The following is a 21,700-nucleotide window of genomic DNA, read 5'->3' as shown; positions in this document are numbered from 1 at the left end:
CTTGTGATTTGATAGATATTCAATTTTGAGTAGGTATTACTCAGAGTTAAGTGACGATAGCCTAGGAGATACACCTGTACCCATGCCGAACACAGCAGTTAAGCCCTAGAACGCCGGAAGTAGTTGGGGGTTGCCCCCTGTGAGATATGGAAGTCGCTTAGCTCTTTGGGAGTTTAGCTCAGCTGGGAGAGCATCTGCCTTACAAGCAGAGGGTCAGCGGTTCGATCCCGTTAACTCCCATAGGTCCCGTAGTGTAGCGGTTATCACGTCGCCCTGTCACGGCGAAGATCGCGGGTTCGATTCCCGTCGGGACCGTTTAAGATAACGGAAGTTATTTTAGACTCGTTAGCTCAGTTGGTAGAGCAATTGACTTTTAATCAATGGGTCACTGGTTCGAGCCCAGTACGGGTCATCTTTGCGGGTTTGGCGGAATTGGCAGACGCACCAGATTTAGGATCTGGCGCTTAACGGCGTGGGGGTTCAAGTCCCTTAACCCGCATAATAGAAATCAGCCGGCTTAGCTCAGTTGGTAGAGCATCTGATTTGTAATCAGAGGGTCGCGTGTTCAAGTCATGTAGCCGGCATTTTTTTATATAAGAGGTCGATGCGAACGTAGTTCAGTGGTAGAACACCACCTTGCCAAGGTGGGGGTCGCGGGTTCGAATCCCGTCGTTCGCTTAGAGAGGCCGGGGTGGCGGAACTGGCAGACGCACAGGACTTAAAATCCTGCGATTGGTAACGATCGTACCGGTTCGATTCCGGTCCTCGGCATATATTGATGGGCACCCTTAGCTCAACTGGATAGAGTACCTGACTACGAATCAGGCGGTTAGAGGTTCGACTCCTCTAGGGTGCATTTTTCTATTTAACTCGGGAAGTAGCTCAGCTTGGTAGAGTACTTGGTTTGGGACCAAGGTGTCGCAGGTTCGAATCCTGTCTTCCCGATTGATGGCGGTGTAGCTCAGCTGGCTAGAGCGTCCGGTTCATACCCGGGAGGTCGGGGGTTCGATCCCCTTCGCCGCTATAATGATCTTGTTGGACCTTTAGCTCAGCTGGTTAGAGCTCTCGGCTCATAACCGAGTGGTCGTAGGTTCAAGTCCTACAAGGTCCATTCAAAAATGGAGGATTACCCAAGTCCGGCTGAAGGGAACGGTCTTGAAAACCGTCAGGCGTGTAAAAGCGTGCGTGGGTTCGAATCCCACATCCTCCTTTTTATATTAACGCGGGATGGAGCAGCTCGGTAGCTCGTCGGGCTCATAACCCGAAGGTCGTAGGTTCAAATCCTGCTCCCGCAATTTGGCTCGGTAGCTCAGTTGGTAGAGCAATGGATTGAAGCTCCATGTGTCGGCGGTTCGATTCCGTCTCGCGCCATATTTAATCTTCTATGCGGGTGTAGTTTAGTGGTAAAACTACAGCCTTCCAAGCTGTTGTCGCGAGTTCGATTCTCGTCACCCGCTTTGAACTTTGTTCAAATACCAAGTTTTTAACTTGGGCGCGTAGCTCAGGTGGTTAGAGCGCACGCCTGATAAGCGTGAGGTCGGTGGTTCGAGTCCACTCGTGCCCATTAATAGGAGAATTACTCAAGAGGCTGAAGAGGACGGTTTGCTAAATCGTTAGGTCGGGTAACTGGCGCGGGGGTTCGAATCCCCCATTCTCCGTAATTTAAGAGTGTTAACTCTTTTTTTGTTGCCTTTGTAAGATAAGTTATCCCCCTCTTAGTTTATAAGAGGGGGGATTTTTAATTACCAACTTGTTAGGGAAATCTCTCCACTATTTAGCCAAATGCTTTTTTTGTCTTCTAGTTCGACTTGAAGTTGACCGGTGTTTGAGATATCTTTTGCCATTCCTTTTTCATTTTGTCCATTTCGCTGGAAGGTGATTTTCTTTCCCAGTACGATTGATCTCTCTTTATAGAGATAGAATAGCTCGTCTGGATCCGTATTGTAGAAACAATTCCATATTTCGCTGATGAGCTCATTACGACTAATTGGTGCAGGTGGCATAAATAGGCTACCTGCTTTTTCTTTTAGTTCTTCTGGAAAGTCTTCTATAGAAAAATTTATACCAAGTCCGATAATGACATCTGTAACCAAGCCTGTCTCAACTGAAGTCATTGCTTCGGTGAGGATACCTGCTATCTTTTTATTTTTAAAGTAGATGTCATTTACCCATTTGATATCGACTTCTATCATAGTTAGATTTTTAATGGCTTTGTAGACTGCTGAGGCAACAAGGAGTGTATAGGATGGAAGTTTTTCATAGGGAAGATTGGGTTGAATATGCAGAGACATATAGATCCCACCCTGAGATGGGGAATAGTAGGGACGCTGAAAGCGGCCACGACCTGCTGTTTGACAGGTTGAAAGATAGAGTGTATTTCCTTTGTTTCCAGCTTCAATCCCTTCTTTTGCATCTGTTTGTGTTGATTTGGTCTCAGGTTTGTAGCGAATGGTTAAGTTGGTTTTCTCCTGAATCAAACCAGGCAATATCAGATCGCCTTGGATAAGCTTGTAACCTCTATTTTTAATACTGTCGATCATGAGCCCTTCTTGTTGGAGGCGTTGGATTGCTTTCCATATGGATGTCCGACTTAGATTCAGTTCTTCGCCAATTTTTTCTCCGCTGACATAGTCGTTTTCTCTGGTTAGTATTTGGTAGACTAGTTGGTGTGATTTCATTGATTTTCCTTTTTAACTGTCGTTCAATAGTAGTTATTTTCAACTTTATTATATTCTACCATAGCTTTTCCTTTTTTAGAAGTTTCCTTCTTTTTCTCTAGCAACTACTGGACTGGAATGTCTTTGAATATAACAGAGTATACTTTGATACTTCCGTAAAAGTTTTTTCTTTTTGATAACGTGTTCATTGTTCCCAAATGACGGAAAAAATGGTAGAATATAAAGATAGTTTAGCATTTATCTTCTGGAGAAATCCAGAACAGAAAGGATCCGTTTTGAAATCAATTGGATTACTGGATAAGATAAGAGGGCTTTCGAGAAAAGATTTCTTTTTGTATCTGATGATCATGAGTATCTTTTTACCTTTTTATTTGTTCTTAGCACTCTTTGCTTTATATTTGATAGGTTTACTTGTTACTGGGGAGATGAAGGGAATTATCAAAGGATTAGCCAAACATCCTGTACTTCTCTTTTTTATTGCCTACAGTAGTGTCATTTCCATTGTTGCCAAGAACTGGCTTGGTCTAGCAGCATCTTTCCTGATGCTCCTATTTCTTATTTTCTTTAGTTTTTACCAGAAGCGTCTGACGCATGCTTTCTTTCGACTGATACTCCAGACGGTTTTGTTTGGTAGTGTTGTCTCTGCCGCTTTTGCTACTTTGGAGCATTTCCAAATTGTAAAGAAATTTAACTACGCCTTTCTTTCGCCCAATATGCAAGTATGGCACCAAAACCGTGCAGAGGTCACCTTCTTTAATCCTAACTACTATGGGATCATTTGTTGCTTCTGTATCATGATTGCCTTTTATCTCTTTACAACGACGAAGCTAAGATGGTTGAAAGTCTTTTGTGTGCTAGCAGGTTTTGTGAATCTATTTGGTTTGAATTTTACACAAAATAGAACAGCATTTCCTGCCATCATCGCTGGTGCCATCATTTATCTCTTTACAACCATTAAAAACTGGCGTGCCTTTTGGCTCAGTATTGGAGTTTTCGGGATTGGCCTTTGTTTCCTCTTCTCAAGCGATTTGGGTGTCCGTATGGGAACGCTAGATTCTTCAATGGAAGAGCGTGTTTCAATTTGGAATGCGGGTATGACTTTGTTTAAACAAAATCCGATCTGGGGTGAGGGACCACTAACCTATATGAATTCCTATCCTAGAATTCATGCACCTTACCACGAACACGCGCATAGTCTTTACATCGATACTATTTTAAGTTATGGTTTAATTGGAACCATTCTCCTATCCATTTCTTCGGTTATCCCGGTTCACATGATGATGGATATGAGTCAGGAGTCTGGTAAACGACCAATTATCGGTCTTTATCTCTCCTTCCTGACAGTAGTCGCTGTACATGGAATTTTTGACTTGGCTCTCTTCTGGGTACAGTCAGGATTCATCTTCTTGCTAGTTATGTGCAGTTTACCACTGGAACATCGAACCTTGGTATCCGAAATGACAGATTAAGTTAATAAATAGTGAAGATCTTCTACTTTAGGTAGGAGGTCTTTTTTGTTGGTGGAAATTATTTCTAAATCGAAATAGTTGACAGATGGAATGATAAGTATTACAATGAAATATAATTCGATATAGAAATAAATTGGAGAGGTCATGAAAGATAGTCATTTAGTAGCCCACCATATTCGTTTATTGAATGGGCGGCTATTTCAAAAGTTATTAAGTCAGGATTCTGAGGCTCTTTATCGGAGTGAACAGGGTAAGATTCTCACGGTGTTATGGAAGAGTGAAACGGGTTGCGCTACGGCGACAGATATTGCACTTGCGACAGGATTGACCAATAATACGCTGACAAGCATGATTAAGAAACTTGAGGAGCAAAATCTGGTCATCATTAGCCCATGTGGAATAGATAAGCGAAAGAAATATGTCAAGTTGACAGAGCAAGGTTGGTCCCAGAAAGAAGTTGGCAATCGTGTCAGTAAAAAATTGGATGCTATTTTTTATAAAGGTTTCTCTGAGGAAGAAATTCGTCAGTTTGAAAATTATCAGGAACGTATTTTAGAAAATTTGAAAGAAAAAGCTAATGAGGTTTAGAATGGGGTAAATTAGTTATTAAAAGTTTGGTAACTTGACAAACCGAGGAAAATTTTAAATTGAGGACAAAGAATGATAGAATACAAAAATGTAGCGCTACGCTACACAGAAAAAGATGTTTTGAGAGATGTCAATTTACGGATTGAGAATGGGGAGTTCATGGTTTTAGTTGGACCTTCTGGGTCCGGTAAGACGACCATGATCAAGATGATTAACCGTCTCTTGGAACCAACTGATGGAAATATTTATATGGATGGCAAGCGCATCAAAGACTATGATGAGCGTGAACTTCGTCTTTCTACTGGTTATGTTTTACAGGCTATTGCTCTGTTTCCCAATCTAACAGTTGCGGAAAATATTTCCCTCATTCCTGAGATGAAGGGCTGGACTAAGGAAGAAATAGCGACGAAAACAGAAGAGCTTTTGGCTAAGGTTGGCTTGCCAGTAGCTGAGTATGGGCATCGACTTCCAAGTGAACTGTCTGGTGGGGAGCAGCAACGGGTCGGCATTGTCCGTGCCATGATTGGTCAGCCTAAGATTTTGCTTATGGATGAGCCCTTTTCGGCTTTGGATGCTATTTCGAGAAAACAGTTGCAGGTTCTGACGAAAGAATTGCATAAAGAGTTTGGGATGACAACTGTTTTCGTCACTCATGATACGGATGAGGCATTGAAATTAGGTGATCGTATTGCTGTTTTGCAAGATGGAGAGATTCGTCAGGTGGCGAATCCCGAGACGATTTTAAAAGCGCCTGCCACGGACTTTGTAGCAGACTTGTTTGGAGGTAGTGTTCATGGCTAATTTGATATCAACTTTTCAGGATCGTTTTGGTGATTGGGTAACAGCCCTATCTCAACATTTGCAGTTGTCACTTTTGACCTTGTTACTGGCTATTTTGCTTGCAGTCCCCTTAGCGGTATTTCTTCGTTATCATGAAAAGTTGGCAGATTGGGTTTTGCAGATTGCAGGGATTTTCCAGACCATCCCGTCTCTTGCCTTGTTGGGACTCTTCATCCCCTTGATGGGAATTGGGACCTTACCGGCCTTGACAGCTCTAGTGATCTATGCGATTTTCCCGATTTTGCAAAATACCATCACGGGGTTAAAGGGAATTGATCCAAGTCTGCAAGAGGCTGGGATTGCCTTTGGGATGACCAGGTGGGAGCGCCTCAAGAAGTTTGAAATTCCACTTGCCATGCCTGTTATGATGTCAGGTATTCGGACAGCAGCGGTCTTGATTATCGGTACGGCAACCTTGGCAGCCTTGATTGGGGCAGGAGGGCTGGGATCCTTTATCCTTTTAGGAATCGACCGCAATAATACCAGTCTGATTTTGATTGGGGCCCTTTCTTCAGCAGTGCTAGCCATTGCCTTTAACTTCCTACTAAAAGTGATGGAAAAAGCGAAATTGCGGACGATTTTCTCTGGTTTTGCCTTGGTGACAATCTTGCTCGGTTTGTCTTATAGTCCAGCTCTATTAGCCCAAAAAGAGAAAGAGAACTTGGTGATTGCTGGGAAATTGGGGCCTGAACCAGAAATTTTGGCCAATATGTATAAACTCTTGATTGAAGAAAATACAGAGATGACGGCAACGGTTAAACCGAATTTTGGGAAAACAAGTTTCCTCTATGAAGCTCTGAAAAAAGGGGATATTGACATCTATCCTGAATTTACCGGTACGGTGACTGAAAGTTTGCTTCAACCCTCACCTCAAGTGGGGCATGAGCCAGAACAGGTTTATCAGGTGGCGCGTGATGGTATTGCCAAACAGGATCATCTGGCTTATCTCAAACCTATGTCTTATCAAAATACCTACGCTGTAGCTGTTCCGAAAAAGATTGCTCAAGAATATGGCTTGAAGACCATTTCGGACTTGAAAAAAGTGGAAGGGCAGCTGAAGGCTGGGTTTACTCTGGAGTTTAATGACCGTGAGGATGGCAATAAGGGCTTGCAATCAATGTATGGTCTCAATCTCAACGTAGCGACCATGGAGCCAGCTCTTCGCTATCAGGCAATTCAGTCAGGCGATATTCAAATTACGGATGCCTATTCGACGGATGCAGAATTGGCGCGTTATGATTTGCAGGTCTTGGAAGATGACAAGCAACTCTTCCCACCTTATCAAGGGGCTCCTCTGATGAAAGAAGCTCTTCTCAAGAAACACCCTGAGTTGGAGAAAGTTCTCAATAAATTGGCTGGTAAAATTACTGAAAGCCAGATGAGCCAGCTCAACTACCAAGTTGGTGTAGAAGGCAAGTCAGCAGAACAAGTAGCCAAAGAATTTCTACAAGAACAAGGCTTGTTGAAGAAATAAAAGGAAAGTCAGTGGTAGTCACTAGCTCCCTTCTTTAGCAGGCAAAATCCCATCTCGTCTATAATTCGAGATGGGATTTTTAATGTTAGAGTAAGATAAACAAGAGCGTGATCAAAGCCGCTAGTGTGCCCCTTATAATGTGGTGCGATATATGTTGACTTTCTTGCTGTTGCCCATTCCAGTAAGCACCGTAGCAGATGATGCTAGAGCCCACTATCCATAAGACGACAGTTGCAAGCGGGATAAAGAAAAAGATAGCAAGAGCTAGTGAGGTGAGACAGCTCCCTACCAAGATACACATATTTCCCCGACAGTAGTTTTTTTCTTTCATGGCTGCGAAAGCAGCTGCGAGATGGAGAAGTGAAAAACCGAGAGCTAGTACAATTGTCAGAATTCCTAGGATAATAGAAGTTAACATGGTTGATTCCTTTCTTCGTAACAGGATTAGATATCAAGTGATTTTGTAGAAGTCATCTCAATCACATCTAAGTAAAATCTCACTACTTGATCTTCTGTATAAGATTTTCCTTTTTTTAGCCACCAGGTTAGTGTTTCGATAAAATTAGTTACTACAAAATGTTTGAGGTAGGAGGCTGGTATGTTCGGATAGGCCTCTTGCAAATCCTCCGCTACCATGGGGTAAACATGGTGTTCGAGTTCCTTGTGTAGTTGGCGGAGAAAGTAGTCGTTTTTTGAAAAAAGAAGACTAGTGACATGGTCCTGGTTTTTTTGAAAATGTAAAAAGATATGTGCGAGGTAGCCTTCTGTAGTTAAGTGTTCTTCCCTTTCAAAGAGATGATGAAAGAGGTAGCGACAGAGCTCATCTAAAAGCAGTTCCTTGCTCTCGTAGTGACAGTAAAAGGTCGAGCGCCCAACATCTGCCAAGTCAATGATATCTTGGACAGTAGTGGCATCATAGCCCTTGTCGTTCAAAACTTGTAGAAAAGCTTGATAAATGGCTTTTTTCGTCTTACTAACCCGACGATCTCTTTTTTGCATATAGACACTTGAGGCTAACTGTTCAGAACTGAATAAGGCTGACAGTTTGCTTCTATCCTTTCTTTGGATTTTATTAGATAATACAAATGAAAGAAGTATGTATATACCCATTATACCAAAGGAGGAGGAGAAATGAGTTCTAAAACATCTATCTGGCTAGCCTTTTTCTTGAATCTATCATTTTCTGTTATCGAATTTATTTTTGGGGTCATCTTCAATTCAAGCGCTGTATTAGCGGATGCGGTTCATGATTTGGGTGATGCCCTTGCCATAGGCGTATCAGCTTGCTTGGAAACTATTTCCAATCGTCAGGAAGACAAACGTTACACTCTTGGTTACAAACGTTTCAGTCTGCTAGGTGCCATGCTGACTGCCTTGATCCTTTTGACAGGATCTGTCATGGTGCTCTTGGAGAATATTCCTCGCCTCCTATCCCCCCAACCTGTCAACTACCAAGGGATGCTGTGGTTGGGGTTTCTTGCGATTCTTATCAATCTCTTGGCTAGTTTGGTCGTTCGTAAGGGTCAGACCAAGAACGAAGCTATCCTGACCTTGCATTTTCTAGAAGATATTCTGGGTTGGCTAGCGGTCATTCTGGTTGCTGGTATTTTGTATGTTACTGACTGGTATTTTCTTGATCCGCTTTTATCGCTTTTGATTTCTTGCTTTATTCTCTGGAAAGCCATTCCTCGCTTTTGGAGCGCACTGAAAATTTTCCTAGATGCTGTGCCAGAAGGGGTTGAGACAAGTGATTTGGAGAAGGATTTAGAGGCTCTACCCAATGTCAAAAGTGTCAATCAACTTAGCATTTGGTCCATGGATGGTCTAGAGAACAATGCCATTGTCCACATTTGTATCAAAGACTGGGAGCAGATGATGGAAACCAAAGAAGCAGTGCGTCAACTCCTAGAAGAAAGAGGCGTGCAGAATATTACTATTGAAGTAGATAGCAGTCAAAGCAACCATGCGCAACATAAGCGGAGGGTAACAGCCTTAGAGCAGAATCATGGGCATCATCATTAGAAAAGACGACCTCTTATTGAGGTCGTTTTGATATCCTATTCATTCCTTGTACTCTCTCTCAATGTCAGTCTGGTGCCCAGCATGGTTAGGCTAGGGATTTTGCGACCGTGAAGGACTTCTTTGTTAAGAATATCCATACCTGCTCGGCCCATTTCTTCGGTATAGACGGTAATGCTAGAAAGAGGAGGATAGACCTGCTTGGTCAGGCTAGTATCGTTAAAAGAAATGAGACTGACACGGTCTGGCAAGCTAATTCCAGCTTCTTGAAGGGCACGAAGGGCACCGATGGCTAAACTATCGCTGGCTGCGAAAAAGGCTGGTGGTAGTTGTTCTCCTAGCTTGTGAATGGCCTCCTTCATCAAGTCATAGCCAGACTGGGCAGTAAAGCTCCCCTGAAAGACCAGTTCTTCATGGTAGATTCCTTTTGCTTGGGCAATGTCTTTGAAATTTTCAAGTCGCTTATCCTGGATAATTTCTTCCTGGTCGGTTGTTTCCTCAAGGCCTGTGAGAATCCCGATACGATCAAGCCCTTGTCTGAGGAAGTGATCGACAACTTGTTTTACAGCAGTGTGAAAGTCAGTGATAATACAGGTATGTCCTAATGAGAGGGTATCGCTGTCTATAAAGACTAGAGGTTTTTGGTATTCTTCAAAAGCAGAAATCTGAGCTCGGCTAAATTTTCCGATGCAGAGAATGCCAATCACTTCCTCGCTTAATGTAAAAGGATGGTCATTAAAATAGCGCAAGATGTCATAGTCCAACTCTTGGGCTCTTTTTTCAATACCGAGACGAATCTGATAATAGTAGAGGTCGTCTAGCTCCCCTTGTTCGCTGACCCATTGGATAATGGCAATCTTCTGCTTGGGTTTGTGGGATTCGCCTGTCTTGAGGTGCTTGGTATAGCCCAGCTCTTCAGCAACGGTTAAAATACGATGTCTGGTTTCTTCTGTGACAGATAGGCTCTGGTCGCGATTGAGGACACGGGATACGGTCGCGATAGAGACAGAGGCTAGCTGTGCAATGTCTTTTAAGGTAGCCATAAATCCTCCTCCTTTTAGGTTAGTATATCATATTTTTCTTCTTTTTACCGGTTGTTTAGTAAAACTTTAGTAAAAAGGATTGACCTTGGTAAAAGCCTCGGATACAATAGAAGAAAACGATTACACGTTAAGGTGACTTAACGGACAGTCAAAGGAGAATTTATATGACACAACATCTTACTGCTGAAGCCCTTCGCAAAGACTTTCTTGCCGTTTTTGGTCAAGAAGCAGACCAAACTTTCTTTTCACCAGGTCGTATCAATTTGATTGGTGAACACACGGATTACAATGGTGGACATGTTTTCCCAGCGGCTATTTCCTTGGGAACCTATGGAGCGGCTCGCAAGCGTGACGACCAAATCTTGCGTTTCTACTCAGCCAACTTTGAGGACAAGGGTATCATCGAAGTGCCTCTTGCTGACCTCAAGTTTGAAAAAGAGCACAACTGGACCAACTATCCAAAAGGTGTCCTTCATTTCTTGCAAGAAGCTGGCCATGTCATTGACAAAGGTTTTGATTTCTATGTCTTTGGGAATATCCCAAATGGTGCTGGTTTGTCTTCTTCAGCATCCTTGGAACTCTTGACAGGGGTTGTGGCAGAGCATCTCTTTGATTTAAAACTAGAGCGTTTGGATTTGGTTAAAATCGGAAAACAGACAGAAAACAACTTTATCGGAGTCAACTCAGGCATCATGGACCAATTTGCTATTGGTATGGGAGCTGACCAACGTGCCATTTACTTAGATACCAACACTTTGGAATACGACTTGGTACCACTTGATTTGAAAGACAATGTCGTTGTTATTATGAACACCAATAAACGTCGTGAATTGGCAGATTCCAAATACAATGAACGCCGTGCTGAATGTGAAAAAGCTGTGGAAGAATTGCAAGTTGCCTTGGATATTCAGACCTTGGGTGAATTGGATGAGTGGGCATTTGATCAATACAGCTACCTGATTAAAGACGAAAATCGTTTGAAACGTGCTCGCCATGCTGTGCTTGAAAACCAACGTACCCTTAAAGCTCAAGCAGCCCTTCAAGCAGGTGATTTGGAAACATTTGGACGCTTGATGAATGCTTCTCACGTCTCTCTAGAACATGACTATGAAGTAACTGGTTTGGAATTGGATACCCTTGTTCACACAGCTTGGGCTCAAGAAGGTGTTCTCGGTGCTCGTATGACAGGGGCAGGTTTTGGCGGATGTGCCATTGCCTTGGTTCAAAAAGACGCTGTTGAGGCATTTAAGGAAGCTGTAGGTAAACACTACGAGGAAGTAGTTGGATATGCTCCAAGCTTCTATATCGCTGAAGTTGCAGGTGGCACTCGCATCCTTGATTAATCAAAAGGAGGCTCTATAGTGACATTAGTAGATAAATTTGTAACACATATCATTTCTGAAAGTTCATTTGAGGAAATGGATCGAATCTATCTGACCAACCGTGTCTTGGCACTAGTGGGCGATGGTGTTTTGGAAATTGAGACGGATTTGGATAAAGTGATTGACCTCAAAGACAAGTTGATTGAGGAAGCGGTTCGATTAGAGACGATTGAGGATAGTCAGACTGCGCGTGAGATTCTCGGTGTTGAACTGATGGACTTGGTAACGCCTTGTCCAAGTCAGGTCAATCGTGACTTCTGGGCAACCTATGCCCAATCTCCCGAACAGGCAATAGCAGATTTTTACCAACTTAGTCAAAAAAATGACTACATCAAACTCAAGGCCATTGCTAAAAACATTGCTTATCGTGTGCCGTCTGATTACGGAGAACTGGAAATCACGATTAATCTCTCTAAGCCTGAAAAGGATCCTAAGGAGATTGCTGCGGCTAAGTTGGTGCAAGCTAGCAATTATCCTCAGTGTCAGCTTTGTTTAGAGAATGAGGGCTACTATGGCCGGATCAACCACCCAGCTCGAAGCAACCACCGTATTATCCGTTTTGAAATGGCGGGTCAGGAGTGGGGCTTCCAGTATTCGCCCTATGCTTACTTTAATGAGCACTGTATTTTCTTAGATGGACAGCATCGTCCCATGGCCATTAGTCGGCAGAGCTTTGAGCGTTTGTTGGCTATCGTAGAGCAGTTTCCAGGCTATTTTGCGGGTTCAAATGCGGACTTACCAATCGTTGGTGGTTCTATCCTAACCCATGACCACTATCAGGGAGGGCGTCATATCTTTCCTATGGAATTGGCTCCTCTGCAAAAGGCCTTCCGATTTACTGGTTTTGAACAGGTCAAGGCTGGGATTGTCAAGTGGCCTATGTCAGTGCTTCGTTTGGCTTCGGATTCCAAAGAGGATTTGACCAACTTGGCTGACAAGATTTTGCAGGAATGGCGCCAGTATTCAGATCCTAGTGTGCAGATTTTAGCAGAGACAGACGGGATACCGCATCATACTATCACACCGATTGCCCGCAAACGTGATGGACAGTTTGAGTTGGACTTGGTCTTGCGGGACAATCAGACTTCGGCAGAGCATCCTGACGGCATCTATCATCCTCACAAGGATGTCCAACATATCAAGAAGGAAAATATCGGCTTGATTGAGGTCATGGGCTTGGCTATCCTTCCACCACGTCTGAAAGAAGAAGTGGAGCAAGTCGCTAACTACCTAGTGGGAGAAGATGTCTCAGTTACCGCTTATCATCAGGAATGGGCAGATCAACTCAAATTCCAACATCCAGATCTGACGGATAAAGAAAAAGCCCTTGAAATCGTTAAGGACTCTGTGGGTGCTATCTTTGCTCGTGTACTTGAGGATGCGGGAGTCTACAAGCAAACGGAGCAGGGACATGCAGCCTTTATGCGCTTTGTTGAACAGGTTGGAATTTTACCAGACTAAGAAATTTTTCTTGCCTAGTCTTGTAAAAAGTAGTAGTATGATATAGTGTTTGAAATTTAGGAGGAAAATATGAAAGATTTTCATTTTGACGCTATATCAGCTTTTGAAAATTATGAAATTAAAGAGATGAAAGATGGCCACGTTGAGGTGACGACCAAAGTAGTGGACTCGTCGCTCAACTACTATGGCAATGCTCATGGTGGCTATCTCTTTACCCTCTGTGATCAGATTAGTGGATTGGTGCTCATCTCGCTAGGACTAGACGTAGTGACGCTCCAATCCTCCATCAACTATCTCAAGGCAGGGAAACGCGATGATGTGTTGACCATAAAAGGAGAATGTGTCCATCAAGGCCGTACAACCTGTGTCGTGGATGTTGCTATCACCAATCAAGAGGGTAAAAATGTCTGTAAGGCAACCTTTACCATGTTTGTTACAGGCCAGCGTTCAGATGAGAGACAGGTGAGGATATAGAAAAAAAGAGGTTTTCACCTCTTTTTCTTATTTCTTTTTCCGATTTAATACGGCATTGAGTACAATGGCAAGTAGGCTGGCTACGACGATTCCGTTTGAGAAGAACATTTGGAAGGCTGTTGGCATGCTAACAAAGAGATTACTGTTATTTAGACCTACACCAGCGGCGATTGATACAGCTGCGATAAGGAAGTTGTGTTCATTGTTAGCAAAGTCAACGCGGGCTAGGATTTGCATCCCTTGAAGGGAAACAAAACCAAACATGACTAGCATGGCACCACCAAGGACAGGACTCGGAATGATTTGGGCAAGGGCACCAAACTTAGGTAGGAGTCCAAGGAGGACTAGGAAACCAGCTGCATAATAGATTGGCAGGCGAGTCTTGATACCTGACAATTTAACCAAACCAACGTTTTGTGAAAATCCTGTATAAGGGAAGGTGTTAAAAATTCCTCCGAGAAGTACGGCTAAACCTTCTGCACGGTAACCGTTGCGAAGGCGCGTGCTGTCGATTGGGTCATTGGTGATATCAGACAAGGCTAGGTAAACACCAGTCGACTCCACCATGGAAACCGTTGCGATGATACACATCATGACAATAGATGAGATTTCAAAGGTTGGCATTCCAAAGTAGAGTGGAGTTGGGACATGGACAAGCGGTGCTGCTGCAACAGGGGAGAAATCAACCAAGCCCATGGCAGCAGCAATGGCAGTTCCAACAACCAGACCAATCAAAATAGAGATAGACTTGATAAATCCTTTGGTAAAGATGTTGATCAAGAGGATGATTAGAACAGTGATGGCTGCAAGCAAGAGACTTTGACCAGTTGGCTCTGGAACGTTATTTCCCATATTTCCAATAGCGACAGGAATCAAGGTTAAACCAATCGTGGTAATGACAGAGCCTGTTACGATAGAAGGGAAAAGATTAGCTACTTTTGAGAAGATGCCTGAAATCAGAACTACATAAATCCCTGAAACGATAAGAGCACCAAACATAGCACCGCTACCGTGGCTTTGCCCAATCATAATCAAGGGAGCGACTGACTGGAAGGCCACTCCGAGAACGACTGGTAGTCCAATCCCAAAGTATTTGTTGAGTTGGAGTTGGAGGAAGGTCGCCACCCCACACATGAAGATATCTGTGGAGATTAGGTAGGTCAACTGCTCAGCTGAATAGCCAAGAGCTGTCGCAATCATGATAGGAACCAGGATAGAACCTGAGTACATGGCGAGAAGGTGCTGAAGCCCTAGAACCGCGGCTTGCGAGTGTTTTTCTTGTTGTTGCATTAGAGATCTGCCTCCTTAAATACGACCTGACCGTTTTCAAAACGTTCTAAACGAGCGAGTGATAGAACTGGATAGCCAGCTTTCTCGAGCAAATCACGACCATCTTGGAAGGATTTTTCAATCACGATTCCGATGGCTTCGACTTTGGCGCCAGCTTGTTCGATGATGTGGATCAAGCCTTTGGCAGCTTGTCCATTTGCTAGGAAATCATCGATAATCAAGACCTTGTCCTCAGGTGAGAGGAATTTTCCAGCGATAGAAACGGTGCTGGTCACTTGCTTGGTAAAGGAGTAAACTTCGGCAGTTAAGATGCCTTCGTTCATAGTGATGTTTTTAGCTTTTTTGGCGAAAATCATGGGAACGTTTAAGGCTTCAGCTGTAAAAATGGCTGGGGTAATACCTGACGCTTCAATCGTTACAACCTTGGTAATGCCAGCAGAAGCAAATTTGTCCGCAAATACCTTACCAATCTCTCGCATCAAGCTAAAGTCAACTTGGTGGGTTAAAAAGGAATCTACCTTGAGGATGTTGTCACCCAAGATATGCCCATCCTGAAGGATGCGCTCTTCTAATAATTTCATAAGACCTCCTAAAGTCTAAAAGATGCTTCATTTGCTTGTCCAGAGATTCTAGTATGTAATAGAAAAAGGACCTACTTAATCCCCTAAGCAAGTCCCCAAAATAGGCATGGCCAAAACCATACCTTCAGCTGACATACTCATTGTTAGGTGTTCCGGCACCTTGTAGAAACGTCGTGCCAATTCACGACATAAACAAGTAAAATGATATTCAATTTTAAATAGGCTGCTGCCAATGTTTTTATTTTACACCAATTAGCTTTATAAATCAAATATTTCATTAGCAAACAGATTATAAAAGCGAACGAATAAAAGGCTGCAACGCTAGAAAGTATTGTAGCCTTTTGTTCTTTTATTCGCTAAATCTTAAAAAATAACCATCTGGATCCAAAACTGCAAATTCGTGAGGATAGATATAATGATCCCCAACACGAAATGTTCGTTTAGTCAAAGGACGATAAATAGGATAGTTGGCTTCCAGCAGTTTTTGGTGGAGCTGAGGGACATCTTCAATGCCAAAGGAAATGTTGACACCGCGCCCGAAAGGATAGGTTAGTTGGGCTAATTCTTCAGTGCTGCCTTCTTCTAGCATAAGTTGGCAGTCTTTAAGCGAGAGGAAGAGAAATTTCTCCTCTGGACGCTCGTATTCGACAGAAAATCCCAGCAAGTCGCAGTAGAAGTGGCGTGACTTTTCGAGGTCAGATACTACAAATTCAGGAATGACAGCTTGATAGTCCATTAGCTTTCTCCTTAGAGTTCAATTTCCAATACAATGGGCGTATGGTCTTGACGAGTTCCTGAGTCAATCATGTCAGACTTGGTCACCTTGTCAGCCATGCGATTGCTGGTGAGCCAGTAGTCGATTCTCCAGCCTGTATTGTTGATTTTAGAAGTCTTACTGCGTTGCGCCCACCAGGTGTAACGCTCAGGGATATCGCCGTGCAAATGGCGGAAGGTATCGGTAAAGCCTTTAGCTAGCAGGTTGGTGAAGCCAGCGCGTTCTTCGTCAGTAAAGCCTGGTGAACGGCGGTTGCTGGCAGGGTTTGCAAGGTCGATTTCCTTGTGGGCTACGTTGTAGTCACCCGTCGCAAGGACCGGTTTTTGTTGATCTAGTGTTGCCAAGTATTCAGCGTATTTAGCGTCCCAGACTTGACGCTCTTCCAAGCGTTTGAGACCGTCTCCAGCGTTTGGTGTGTATACTTGGGTTACGAAAAATGCATCAAATTCCAAGGTGATGATGCGACCTTCCAAATCCATGGTAGAAGGAGCACCGATTTCTGGGAAGCTGATCGTTGGTGTGAGTTCTTTTTTATAGAGGAACATGGTTCCAGCATAGCCTTTACGAGCAGGTTCTTGGGAAGAACGCCAAGTGTTTTCATAACCTGGGAAGAGTTCTTCAAGTACTTCTAGGTGTTTCTTTGTAGGGCCCTTGGCAGAAAGCTTGGTTTCCTGAATAGCGATAATATCAGCATTTTCGGCTACCAAGGTTTGTAGGACTTCTTGGGACAATTTTGCACGAGCTGAGTCGCTCGTTAGGGCTGCATTGAGGGAATCAATATTCCATGAGATGAGTTTCATAAAGTTACCTTTTTCATTCAGATTATAGATTTTATTATACCAAAAAAAGGTCCATTTCCCCAACGTATGGCTTGAAAAATCACTCTCTTTCGTTTATAATTAAGAATGATTTTATGAAAGGGAGTGAAAATAAATGAAATTTTACTCATATGACTATGTACTTAGCCAAATCAGTCAGCAAAATGGCATCATGATTGGCTTTGGAATTGTTCTCCTAGCTATCACAGGATTTTTTGCTTTTAAAGCCTATCGAGATAAAAAGGGGACCAAGTTTCGGGAATTGGTCATGATTTTGGCCTTGACCTTGGTGGCCATGCTTTTGGTGACAATCTCAAAATACCAGACCAATCAAGCCTCTAACAACCAATTTCAAACTTCACTTCATTTCATAGAGGTTGTTTCCAAAGACTTGGGAGTGGATAAATCAGAAGTTTATGTCAATACTTCTGCAGCCACTGATGGAGCGCTTGTCAAGGTAGGTCCAAATTTCTACCGCGCCATGAACGGGAGCCAACCAGACAAGTATCTTTTAGAGAAATTAGAATTGCATCAAACAGACGCTATTGAATTGGTGGAGGTAAATAAATGACACTCAATTATATGGAAATTTTAATCAAACTGGCCTTGGGTCTTTTCTCGCTTGTTTTTGTTATCAATGTGACAGGAAAGGGAAATCTGGCGCCTAACTCTGCGACAGACCAAATTCAGAACTATGTTCTCGGTGGTATTATCGGTGGGGTGATTTACAATAGTTCTATTAGCATTCTGCAGTACGCAGTGATTTTGATGATGTGGACGATTTTGGTCTTGACCCTCAAGTGGCTCAATAACAATGTTCGTTTTGTCAAACGCTTGATTGATGGAAAACCAACTCTCCTTATCAAAAATGGGCAGATTGACCCAGAAGCCTGTCGTTCAGTTGGTTTGTCTGCAGCAGAAGTTGCTCTCAAACTTCGTAGCCAAGGGATTTTCCAGATGAAACAGGTCAAATGCGCTGTGCAGGAGCAAAATGGCCAACTCATCGTGGTCCAAATGGGGGATGAAAATCCTAAGTATCCAGTTGTGACTGACGGTGTGATACAAGTCGATGTTTTGGAGTCGATTGGTCGTAACGAAGAGTGGTTGCTTGATAACCTCAGCAAGCAAGGGCATGACAATGTAGCCAATATCTTTATCGCTGAGTATGACAAGGGTGCGGTCACAGTCGTAACCTATGAATAAGAAAAACCTGGGGTCTTGGCCTCAGGTTTCTATTTGCAATCAGAAAGGGATGTTATGTCCATTATTCAAAAACTTTGGTGGTTTTTCAAGTTAGAAAAACGCCGTTATCTAGTCGGGATTGTGGCCCTGGTTTTGGTTTCCGTTCTCAATCTCATTCCACCTATGGTTATGGGACGAGTCATTGATGCTATCACATCAGGGCAATTAACCCAGCAGGCCCTCCTTCTTGACCTATTTTACTTGCTTCTTGCGGCCTTTGGGATGTACTATCTGCGCTATGTTTGGCGTATGTATATCCTTGGGACTTCCTACCGTTTGGGACAGATTATGCGCTCTCGCTTGTTTGAGCATTTCACAAAAATGTCTCCAGCCTTTTATCAAACCTATCGGACTGGGGACCTGATGGCACACGCAACCAACGATATCAATGCCCTAACGCGTCTGGCAGGGGGCGGTGTTATGTCTGCCGTGGATGCCTCTATCACGGCTTTGGTGACCTTGCTGACCATGCTCTTTAGCATTTCGTGGCAAATGACGCTAGTTGCCATTCTACCCTTACCTTTCATGGCTTATGCGACCAGTCGTCTAGGGAGAAAGACCCACAAGGCTTTTGGCGAATCGCAAGCCGCCTTTTCTGAACTCAATAACAAGGTGCAGGAGTCCGTATCAGGTATTAAAGTGACCAAGTCTTTCGGTTACCAGGCGGACGAGTTGAAGTCCTTTCAGGCAGTCAATGAATTGACCTTCCAGAAGAACCTGCAAACCATGAAATACGATAGTCTCTTTGACCCTATGGTTCTCTTGTTTGTTGGTTCATCCTATGTCTTAACCCTCTTGGTCGGTTCTTTGATGGTTCAGAAAGGGCAAATCACGGTTGGGAATCTGGTCACCTTTATCAGTTATTTGGATATGTTGGTCTGGCCTCTTATGGCTATTGGTTTCCTCTTTAATATTACTCAGCGAGGAAAGGTTTCTTATCAGCGGATTGAGGATCTTTTATCTCAGGAATCACCTATAAAAGATCCTGAATGTCCTCTGGACAGTATCGAAAATGGACGTTTGGAGTACGCCATTGACAGCTTTGCCTTTGAAAATGAGGAGACACTGACGGATGTTCACTTTAGTCTGGAAAAAGGGCAAACCCTAGGCTTAGTCGGGCAGACAGGCTCTGGGAAAACGTCCTTGATTAACCTTCTCTTGCGAGAATACGATGTGGATAAGGGAGCTATTTATCTAAACGGTCATGATATTCGGGACTATCGTCTGACAGACCTTCGCAGTCTCATGGGCTATGTCCCTCAGGATCAGTTTCTCTTTGCGACCTCTATCTTAGACAATATCCGCTTCGGTAATCCGAACTTGCCCCTTTCAGCAGTTGAGGAAGCGACTAAGCTAGCTCAAGTTTACCAAGATATTGTAGACATGCCTCAGGGCTTTGATACAGTTATCGGTGAAAAAGGAGTCAGTCTTTCAGGTGGTCAAAAGCAACGTCTGGCTATGAGTCGGGCTATGATTTTAGACCCTGATATCTTGATTCTAGATGATTCCTTGTCCGCCGTGGATGCCAAGACGGAGTATGCCATCATCGACAATCTCAAGGAGACGCGGAGGGATAAGACAACCATTATCACAGCCCATCGCCTCAGTGCAGTTGTCCATGCAGATCTGATTTTGGTTCTGCAAAATGGCCAAATCATAGAACGGGGCACGCACGAAGACCTGCTAGTCCTAGATGGCTGGTATGCCCAAACCTACCAGTCTCAGCAGTTGGAAATGAAAGGAGAAGAAGATGCAGAATAAGAAAGAACAATGGGCTGTATTGAAGCGCTTGATGTCCTATCTCAAGCCCTACGGCCTCCTGACCTTTTTGGCACTCAGTTTTCTCCTAGCGACGACGGTCATTAAAAGTGTCATTCCCCTTGTGGCTTCCCACTTTATCGATCAGTACCTCAGCAATATTAATCAACTGGCCGTGACCGTTTTGCTGGTCTACTATGGTCTTTATATCCTACAAACTCTGGTCCAGTATGTCGGGAATCTTCTCTTTGCGCGGGTGTCCTACAGTATTGTTAGAGATATTCGTCGCGATGCCTTTGCCAATATGGAGAAACTGGGTATGTCTTACTTTGACAAGACGCCAGCAGGCTCCATCGTTTCTCGTTTGACAAATGATACCGAAACCATCAGTGATATGTTTTCGGGGATTTTATCCAGCTTTATCTCAGCAGTTTTCATTTTTCTAACAACCCTTTATACCATGTTGGTGCTGGATTTTCGTTTGACAGCTTTAGTCCTGCTCTTTCTACCCTTGATTTTCCTGTTGGTCAATCTCTATCGGAAAAAGTCAGTGAAAATCATCGAAAAAACCAGAAGTCTCTTGTCAGATATCAATAGTAAGCTGGCAGAGAATATCGAGGGAATCAGGATTATCCAGGCCTTTAATCAAGAGAAGCGCCTGCAGGCAGAATTTGATGAAATCAACCAAGAACATTTGGTCTATGCCAACCGTTCTGTAGCCTTGGATGCCCTCTTTTTGAGACCTGCCATGAGTTTGTTGAAACTCCTAGGCTACGCAGTTTTGATGGCCTATTTTGGCTACCGTGGGCTTTATCTGGGAATAACAGCAGGAACTATGTATGCCTTTATCCAGTACATCAATCGTCTCTTTGACCCCTTGATTGAGGTGACGCAAAACTTTTCAACCCTTCAAACTTCTATGGTTTCTGCAGGCCGTGTTTTTGCCTTGATTGATGAGAGGACCTATGAGCCTCTTCAAGAAAATGGACAAGCCAAAGTCCAAGAGGGTAATATCCGTTTTGAACATGTGTGTTTCTCATATGATGGCAAACACCAGATCCTAGATGATATTTCCTTTTCGGTTAAGAAGGGAGAAACCATTGCCTTTGTAGGACATACAGGTTCCGGGAAATCTTCGATTATCAATGTTCTCATGCGTTTTTATGAATTTCAGTCAGGCCGCGTTCTCTTGGATGGTGTGGATATCCGAAACTACAGTCAGGAAGAGCTGAGAAAGAACATTGGTCTGGTCTTACAGGATCCCTTCCTCTATCATGGAACCATCAAGTCCAATATCGCCATGTATCAAGATCTTAGTGATGATCAGGTCCAGGCTGCGGCTGCCTTTGTAGATGCAGATTCCTTTATTCAGGACCTTCCGCAGGGTTATGATGCACCTGTGTCTGAGCGTGGTTCGAGCTTTTCTACTGGTCAGCGCCAGCTTCTTGCCTTTGCTAGAACAGTCGCCAGTCAGCCTAAAATCCTGATTTTGGATGAAGCGACAGCCAATATTGACTCTGAAACAGAAAGTTTGGTTCAAGATTCCCTAGCCAAGATGAGACAGGGGCGGACAACCATTGCTATTGCTCATCGCCTTTCGACCATCCAAGACGCCAACTGCATCTATGTCTTGGACAAGGGGCGCATCATCGAGAGTGGAACCCATGAGGAACTCTTGGCCTTGGAAGGAATCTATCACAAGATGTATAGCTTACAGGCAGGGGCCCTATCATAAAGAAGAATTCCTCTAAATCACAGATTTCTTGCACCGCCTTTTCCATTTTGTGGTATAATGAAAAATGTTGATA

The 21,700-nt window shown here is 43.6% G+C and carries 20 protein-coding genes, 17 tRNA genes, 1 rRNA gene and 1 riboswitch; of the genes, 30 read left to right on the top strand and 8 right to left on the bottom strand.

The annotated features are described in order from the left end of the window. The first annotated feature begins 46 nt into the window (after positions 1 to 46). The 18 genes from rrf to ACUW6H_RS05015 all read left to right on the top strand — a co-directional run bounded on the left by rrf (position 47) and on the right by ACUW6H_RS05015 (position 1,658). Positions 47 to 162 (top strand): 5S ribosomal RNA (rrf, locus tag ACUW6H_RS05100). A gap of 5 nt (positions 163 to 167) precedes the next feature. Then, positions 168 to 240: transfer RNA gene (locus ACUW6H_RS05095), tRNA-Val, on the top strand. Positions 241 to 242: 2 nt separating this feature from the next. After that, positions 243 to 315: transfer RNA gene (locus ACUW6H_RS05090), tRNA-Asp, on the top strand. A 24-nt stretch (positions 316 to 339) separates the two neighbouring features. Beyond that, positions 340 to 412: transfer RNA gene (locus tag ACUW6H_RS05085), tRNA-Lys, on the top strand. Between the two features lie 5 nt (positions 413 to 417). Continuing rightward, positions 418 to 499 (top strand) — tRNA-Leu (locus tag ACUW6H_RS05080). A 12-nt stretch (positions 500 to 511) separates the two neighbouring features. Next, a tRNA-Thr gene (locus tag ACUW6H_RS05075) sits at positions 512 to 584 on the top strand. Positions 585 to 606: 22 nt separating this feature from the next. After that, positions 607 to 678 (top strand) — tRNA-Gly (locus ACUW6H_RS05070). A 7-nt stretch (positions 679 to 685) separates the two neighbouring features. Continuing rightward, a tRNA-Leu gene (locus ACUW6H_RS05065) sits at positions 686 to 771 on the top strand. A gap of 11 nt (positions 772 to 782) precedes the next feature. Then, a tRNA-Arg gene (locus ACUW6H_RS05060) sits at positions 783 to 856 on the top strand. A gap of 15 nt (positions 857 to 871) precedes the next feature. After that, positions 872 to 945 (top strand) — tRNA-Pro (locus ACUW6H_RS05055). Positions 946 to 950: 5 nt separating this feature from the next. Further along, a tRNA-Met gene (locus tag ACUW6H_RS05050) sits at positions 951 to 1,024 on the top strand. Positions 1,025 to 1,037: 13 nt separating this feature from the next. Beyond that, positions 1,038 to 1,111, top strand: a tRNA-Ile gene (locus ACUW6H_RS05045). A gap of 9 nt (positions 1,112 to 1,120) precedes the next feature. After that, positions 1,121 to 1,210: transfer RNA gene (locus tag ACUW6H_RS05040), tRNA-Ser, on the top strand. An 11-nt stretch (positions 1,211 to 1,221) separates the two neighbouring features. Continuing rightward, a tRNA-Met gene (locus ACUW6H_RS05035) sits at positions 1,222 to 1,295 on the top strand. Positions 1,296 to 1,298: 3 nt separating this feature from the next. Then, positions 1,299 to 1,371 (top strand) — tRNA-Phe (locus ACUW6H_RS05030). Between the two features lie 15 nt (positions 1,372 to 1,386). Next, positions 1,387 to 1,457, top strand: a tRNA-Gly gene (locus ACUW6H_RS05025). Between the two features lie 33 nt (positions 1,458 to 1,490). After that, positions 1,491 to 1,564, top strand: a tRNA-Ile gene (locus ACUW6H_RS05020). A 6-nt stretch (positions 1,565 to 1,570) separates the two neighbouring features. Then, positions 1,571 to 1,658 (top strand) — tRNA-Ser (locus ACUW6H_RS05015). 84 nt (positions 1,659 to 1,742) lie between these two features. Here the strand turns inward: ACUW6H_RS05015 and birA are convergent. Continuing rightward, positions 1,743 to 2,678, bottom strand: a complete 936-nt coding sequence (birA, locus tag ACUW6H_RS05010) for a bifunctional biotin--[acetyl-CoA-carboxylase] ligase/biotin operon repressor BirA (RefSeq protein WP_454362091.1) — start codon at positions 2,676 to 2,678, stop codon at positions 1,743 to 1,745. 275 nt (positions 2,679 to 2,953) lie between these two features. Between birA and ACUW6H_RS05005 the strand changes: the two genes are divergently transcribed. The 4 genes from ACUW6H_RS05005 to ACUW6H_RS04990 all read left to right on the top strand — a co-directional run bounded on the left by ACUW6H_RS05005 (position 2,954) and on the right by ACUW6H_RS04990 (position 7,049). Beyond that, positions 2,954 to 4,147 carry an O-antigen ligase family protein gene (locus tag ACUW6H_RS05005; RefSeq protein ID WP_454362104.1) on the top strand — a complete coding sequence of 398 codons (1,194 nt, stop codon included), beginning with the start codon at positions 2,954 to 2,956 and terminating at the stop codon, positions 4,145 to 4,147. A 144-nt stretch (positions 4,148 to 4,291) separates the two neighbouring features. Then, positions 4,292 to 4,735 (top strand): MarR family winged helix-turn-helix transcriptional regulator, encoded by a 444-nt coding sequence (locus ACUW6H_RS05000; RefSeq protein WP_084938931.1) that lies wholly within the window; start codon positions 4,292 to 4,294, stop codon positions 4,733 to 4,735. Between the two features lie 72 nt (positions 4,736 to 4,807). Next, positions 4,808 to 5,536, top strand: a complete 729-nt coding sequence (locus ACUW6H_RS04995; RefSeq protein ID WP_447266585.1) for an ATP-binding cassette domain-containing protein — start codon at positions 4,808 to 4,810, stop codon at positions 5,534 to 5,536. After that, positions 5,529 to 7,049, top strand: coding sequence for an ABC transporter permease/substrate-binding protein (locus ACUW6H_RS04990; RefSeq protein ID WP_454362088.1), 1,521 nt, complete (start codon positions 5,529 to 5,531; stop codon positions 7,047 to 7,049). The genes ACUW6H_RS04995 and ACUW6H_RS04990 overlap by 8 nt, the downstream gene beginning before the upstream one ends. 85 nt (positions 7,050 to 7,134) lie before the next feature. Here ACUW6H_RS04990 and ACUW6H_RS04985 read toward each other — a convergent pair whose 3' ends face one another. Then, the gene (locus ACUW6H_RS04985; RefSeq protein WP_454362086.1) at positions 7,135 to 7,467 is read right to left on the bottom strand and encodes a glucuronide permease; all 333 of its coding nucleotides are present in this window, start codon (positions 7,465 to 7,467) and stop codon (positions 7,135 to 7,137) included. Positions 7,468 to 7,493: 26 nt separating this feature from the next. Beyond that, positions 7,494 to 8,048 (bottom strand): TetR/AcrR family transcriptional regulator, encoded by a 555-nt coding sequence (locus tag ACUW6H_RS04980; RefSeq protein ID WP_454362084.1) that lies wholly within the window; start codon positions 8,046 to 8,048, stop codon positions 7,494 to 7,496. A 132-nt stretch (positions 8,049 to 8,180) separates the two neighbouring features. On the opposite strand from ACUW6H_RS04980, the gene ACUW6H_RS04975 reads away from it, so the two are divergent. Next, positions 8,181 to 9,071, top strand: coding sequence for a cation diffusion facilitator family transporter (locus ACUW6H_RS04975; RefSeq protein WP_454362082.1), 891 nt, complete (start codon positions 8,181 to 8,183; stop codon positions 9,069 to 9,071). Between the two features lie 35 nt (positions 9,072 to 9,106). Here the strand turns inward: ACUW6H_RS04975 and galR are convergent, their stop codons facing one another. Continuing rightward, positions 9,107 to 10,111 (bottom strand): DNA-binding transcriptional regulator GalR, encoded by a 1,005-nt coding sequence (galR, locus tag ACUW6H_RS04970; protein WP_454362080.1) that lies wholly within the window; start codon positions 10,109 to 10,111, stop codon positions 9,107 to 9,109. 164 nt (positions 10,112 to 10,275) lie between these two features. On the opposite strand from galR, the gene ACUW6H_RS04965 reads away from it, so the two are divergent. The 3 genes from ACUW6H_RS04965 to ACUW6H_RS04955 all read left to right on the top strand — a co-directional run bounded on the left by ACUW6H_RS04965 (position 10,276) and on the right by ACUW6H_RS04955 (position 13,428). Further along, positions 10,276 to 11,454, top strand: coding sequence for a galactokinase (locus tag ACUW6H_RS04965; protein WP_454362078.1), 1,179 nt, complete (start codon positions 10,276 to 10,278; stop codon positions 11,452 to 11,454). Positions 11,455 to 11,472: 18 nt separating this feature from the next. Next, complete coding sequence (locus ACUW6H_RS04960) at positions 11,473 to 12,954, top strand: UDP-glucose--hexose-1-phosphate uridylyltransferase (protein WP_454362076.1); 1,482 nt, start codon at positions 11,473 to 11,475, stop codon at positions 12,952 to 12,954. Positions 12,955 to 13,023: 69 nt separating this feature from the next. Next, positions 13,024 to 13,428 (top strand): PaaI family thioesterase, encoded by a 405-nt coding sequence (locus tag ACUW6H_RS04955; RefSeq protein WP_454362074.1) that lies wholly within the window; start codon positions 13,024 to 13,026, stop codon positions 13,426 to 13,428. A gap of 27 nt (positions 13,429 to 13,455) precedes the next feature. Here ACUW6H_RS04955 and ACUW6H_RS04950 read toward each other — a convergent pair whose 3' ends face one another. The 4 genes from ACUW6H_RS04950 to ACUW6H_RS04935 form a co-directional block, all read right to left on the bottom strand. Continuing rightward, the gene (locus ACUW6H_RS04950) at positions 13,456 to 14,718 is read right to left on the bottom strand and encodes a nucleobase:cation symporter-2 family protein (protein WP_454362072.1); all 1,263 of its coding nucleotides are present in this window, start codon (positions 14,716 to 14,718) and stop codon (positions 13,456 to 13,458) included. Further along, positions 14,718 to 15,299, bottom strand: coding sequence for a xanthine phosphoribosyltransferase (locus tag ACUW6H_RS04945; RefSeq protein WP_447266576.1), 582 nt, complete (start codon positions 15,297 to 15,299; stop codon positions 14,718 to 14,720). Before ACUW6H_RS04945 ends, ACUW6H_RS04950 begins: the two co-directional genes overlap by 1 nt. A 120-nt stretch (positions 15,300 to 15,419) precedes the next feature. Continuing rightward, a riboswitch (purine riboswitch) is annotated at positions 15,420 to 15,515 on the bottom strand. A gap of 133 nt (positions 15,516 to 15,648) precedes the next feature. Continuing rightward, a complete protein-coding gene (locus ACUW6H_RS04940) occupies positions 15,649 to 16,035 on the bottom strand; it encodes a bleomycin resistance protein (protein ID WP_454362069.1) in 387 nt (128 codons plus the stop codon). Between the two features lie 11 nt (positions 16,036 to 16,046). Beyond that, positions 16,047 to 16,874: an exodeoxyribonuclease III gene (locus ACUW6H_RS04935; protein ID WP_454362067.1), complete on the bottom strand. Its 828-nt coding sequence runs from the start codon at positions 16,872 to 16,874 to the stop codon at positions 16,047 to 16,049. Positions 16,875 to 17,007: 133 nt separating this feature from the next. Between ACUW6H_RS04935 and ACUW6H_RS04930 the strand changes: the two genes are divergently transcribed. Genes ACUW6H_RS04930 through ACUW6H_RS04915 form a run of 4 tightly spaced genes read left to right on the top strand, consistent with a single transcriptional unit; the run spans position 17,008 to position 21,627 of the window. After that, a complete protein-coding gene (locus ACUW6H_RS04930; RefSeq protein WP_000675331.1) occupies positions 17,008 to 17,463 on the top strand; it encodes a DUF3290 family protein in 456 nt (151 codons plus the stop codon). Then, positions 17,460 to 18,095: a DUF421 domain-containing protein gene (locus ACUW6H_RS04925; protein WP_000174450.1), complete on the top strand. Its 636-nt coding sequence runs from the start codon at positions 17,460 to 17,462 to the stop codon at positions 18,093 to 18,095. Before ACUW6H_RS04930 ends, ACUW6H_RS04925 begins: the two co-directional genes overlap by 4 nt. A 54-nt stretch (positions 18,096 to 18,149) precedes the next feature. Then, positions 18,150 to 19,895 carry an ABC transporter ATP-binding protein gene (locus ACUW6H_RS04920; protein WP_000022585.1) on the top strand — a complete coding sequence of 582 codons (1,746 nt, stop codon included), beginning with the start codon at positions 18,150 to 18,152 and terminating at the stop codon, positions 19,893 to 19,895. Then, positions 19,885 to 21,627, top strand: coding sequence for an ABC transporter ATP-binding protein (locus ACUW6H_RS04915; protein ID WP_454362064.1), 1,743 nt, complete (start codon positions 19,885 to 19,887; stop codon positions 21,625 to 21,627). Before ACUW6H_RS04920 ends, ACUW6H_RS04915 begins: the two co-directional genes overlap by 11 nt. Positions 21,628 to 21,700: the final 73 nt, after the last annotated feature.

Source organism: Streptococcus sp. 151470009-6, from assembly GCF_053628175.1.
Note: the sequence above shows the minus strand (reverse complement) of the source record. Positions and strands in the feature narration are given on the sequence as shown.

Excerpts from the sequence above, each read along its gene's own strand:
- birA (WP_454362091.1), bottom strand. The coding sequence starts at position 2,678 with ATGAAATCACACCAACTAGTCTACCAAATACTAACCAGAGAAAACGAC.
- ACUW6H_RS05000 (WP_084938931.1), top strand. The coding sequence starts at position 4,292 with ATGAAAGATAGTCATTTAGTAGCCCACCATATTCGTTTATTGAATGGG.
- ACUW6H_RS04995 (WP_447266585.1), top strand. The coding sequence starts at position 4,808 with ATGATAGAATACAAAAATGTAGCGCTACGCTACACAGAAAAAGATGTT.
- ACUW6H_RS04990 (WP_454362088.1), top strand. The coding sequence starts at position 5,529 with ATGGCTAATTTGATATCAACTTTTCAGGATCGTTTTGGTGATTGGGTA.
- ACUW6H_RS04985 (WP_454362086.1), bottom strand. The coding sequence starts at position 7,467 with ATGTTAACTTCTATTATCCTAGGAATTCTGACAATTGTACTAGCTCTC.
- ACUW6H_RS04980 (WP_454362084.1), bottom strand. The coding sequence starts at position 8,048 with ATGCAAAAAAGAGATCGTCGGGTTAGTAAGACGAAAAAAGCCATTTAT.
- ACUW6H_RS04975 (WP_454362082.1), top strand. The coding sequence starts at position 8,181 with ATGAGTTCTAAAACATCTATCTGGCTAGCCTTTTTCTTGAATCTATCA.
- galR (WP_454362080.1), bottom strand. The coding sequence starts at position 10,111 with ATGGCTACCTTAAAAGACATTGCACAGCTAGCCTCTGTCTCTATCGCG.
- ACUW6H_RS04965 (WP_454362078.1), top strand. The coding sequence starts at position 10,276 with ATGACACAACATCTTACTGCTGAAGCCCTTCGCAAAGACTTTCTTGCC.
- ACUW6H_RS04955 (WP_454362074.1), top strand. The coding sequence starts at position 13,024 with ATGAAAGATTTTCATTTTGACGCTATATCAGCTTTTGAAAATTATGAA.
- ACUW6H_RS04950 (WP_454362072.1), bottom strand. The coding sequence starts at position 14,718 with ATGCAACAACAAGAAAAACACTCGCAAGCCGCGGTTCTAGGGCTTCAG.
- ACUW6H_RS04945 (WP_447266576.1), bottom strand. The coding sequence starts at position 15,299 with ATGAAATTATTAGAAGAGCGCATCCTTCAGGATGGGCATATCTTGGGT.
- ACUW6H_RS04940 (WP_454362069.1), bottom strand. The coding sequence starts at position 16,035 with ATGGACTATCAAGCTGTCATTCCTGAATTTGTAGTATCTGACCTCGAA.
- ACUW6H_RS04935 (WP_454362067.1), bottom strand. The coding sequence starts at position 16,874 with ATGAAACTCATCTCATGGAATATTGATTCCCTCAATGCAGCCCTAACG.
- ACUW6H_RS04930 (WP_000675331.1), top strand. The coding sequence starts at position 17,008 with ATGAAATTTTACTCATATGACTATGTACTTAGCCAAATCAGTCAGCAA.
- ACUW6H_RS04925 (WP_000174450.1), top strand. The coding sequence starts at position 17,460 with ATGACACTCAATTATATGGAAATTTTAATCAAACTGGCCTTGGGTCTT.
- ACUW6H_RS04920 (WP_000022585.1), top strand. The coding sequence starts at position 18,150 with ATGTCCATTATTCAAAAACTTTGGTGGTTTTTCAAGTTAGAAAAACGC.
- ACUW6H_RS04915 (WP_454362064.1), top strand. The coding sequence starts at position 19,885 with ATGCAGAATAAGAAAGAACAATGGGCTGTATTGAAGCGCTTGATGTCC.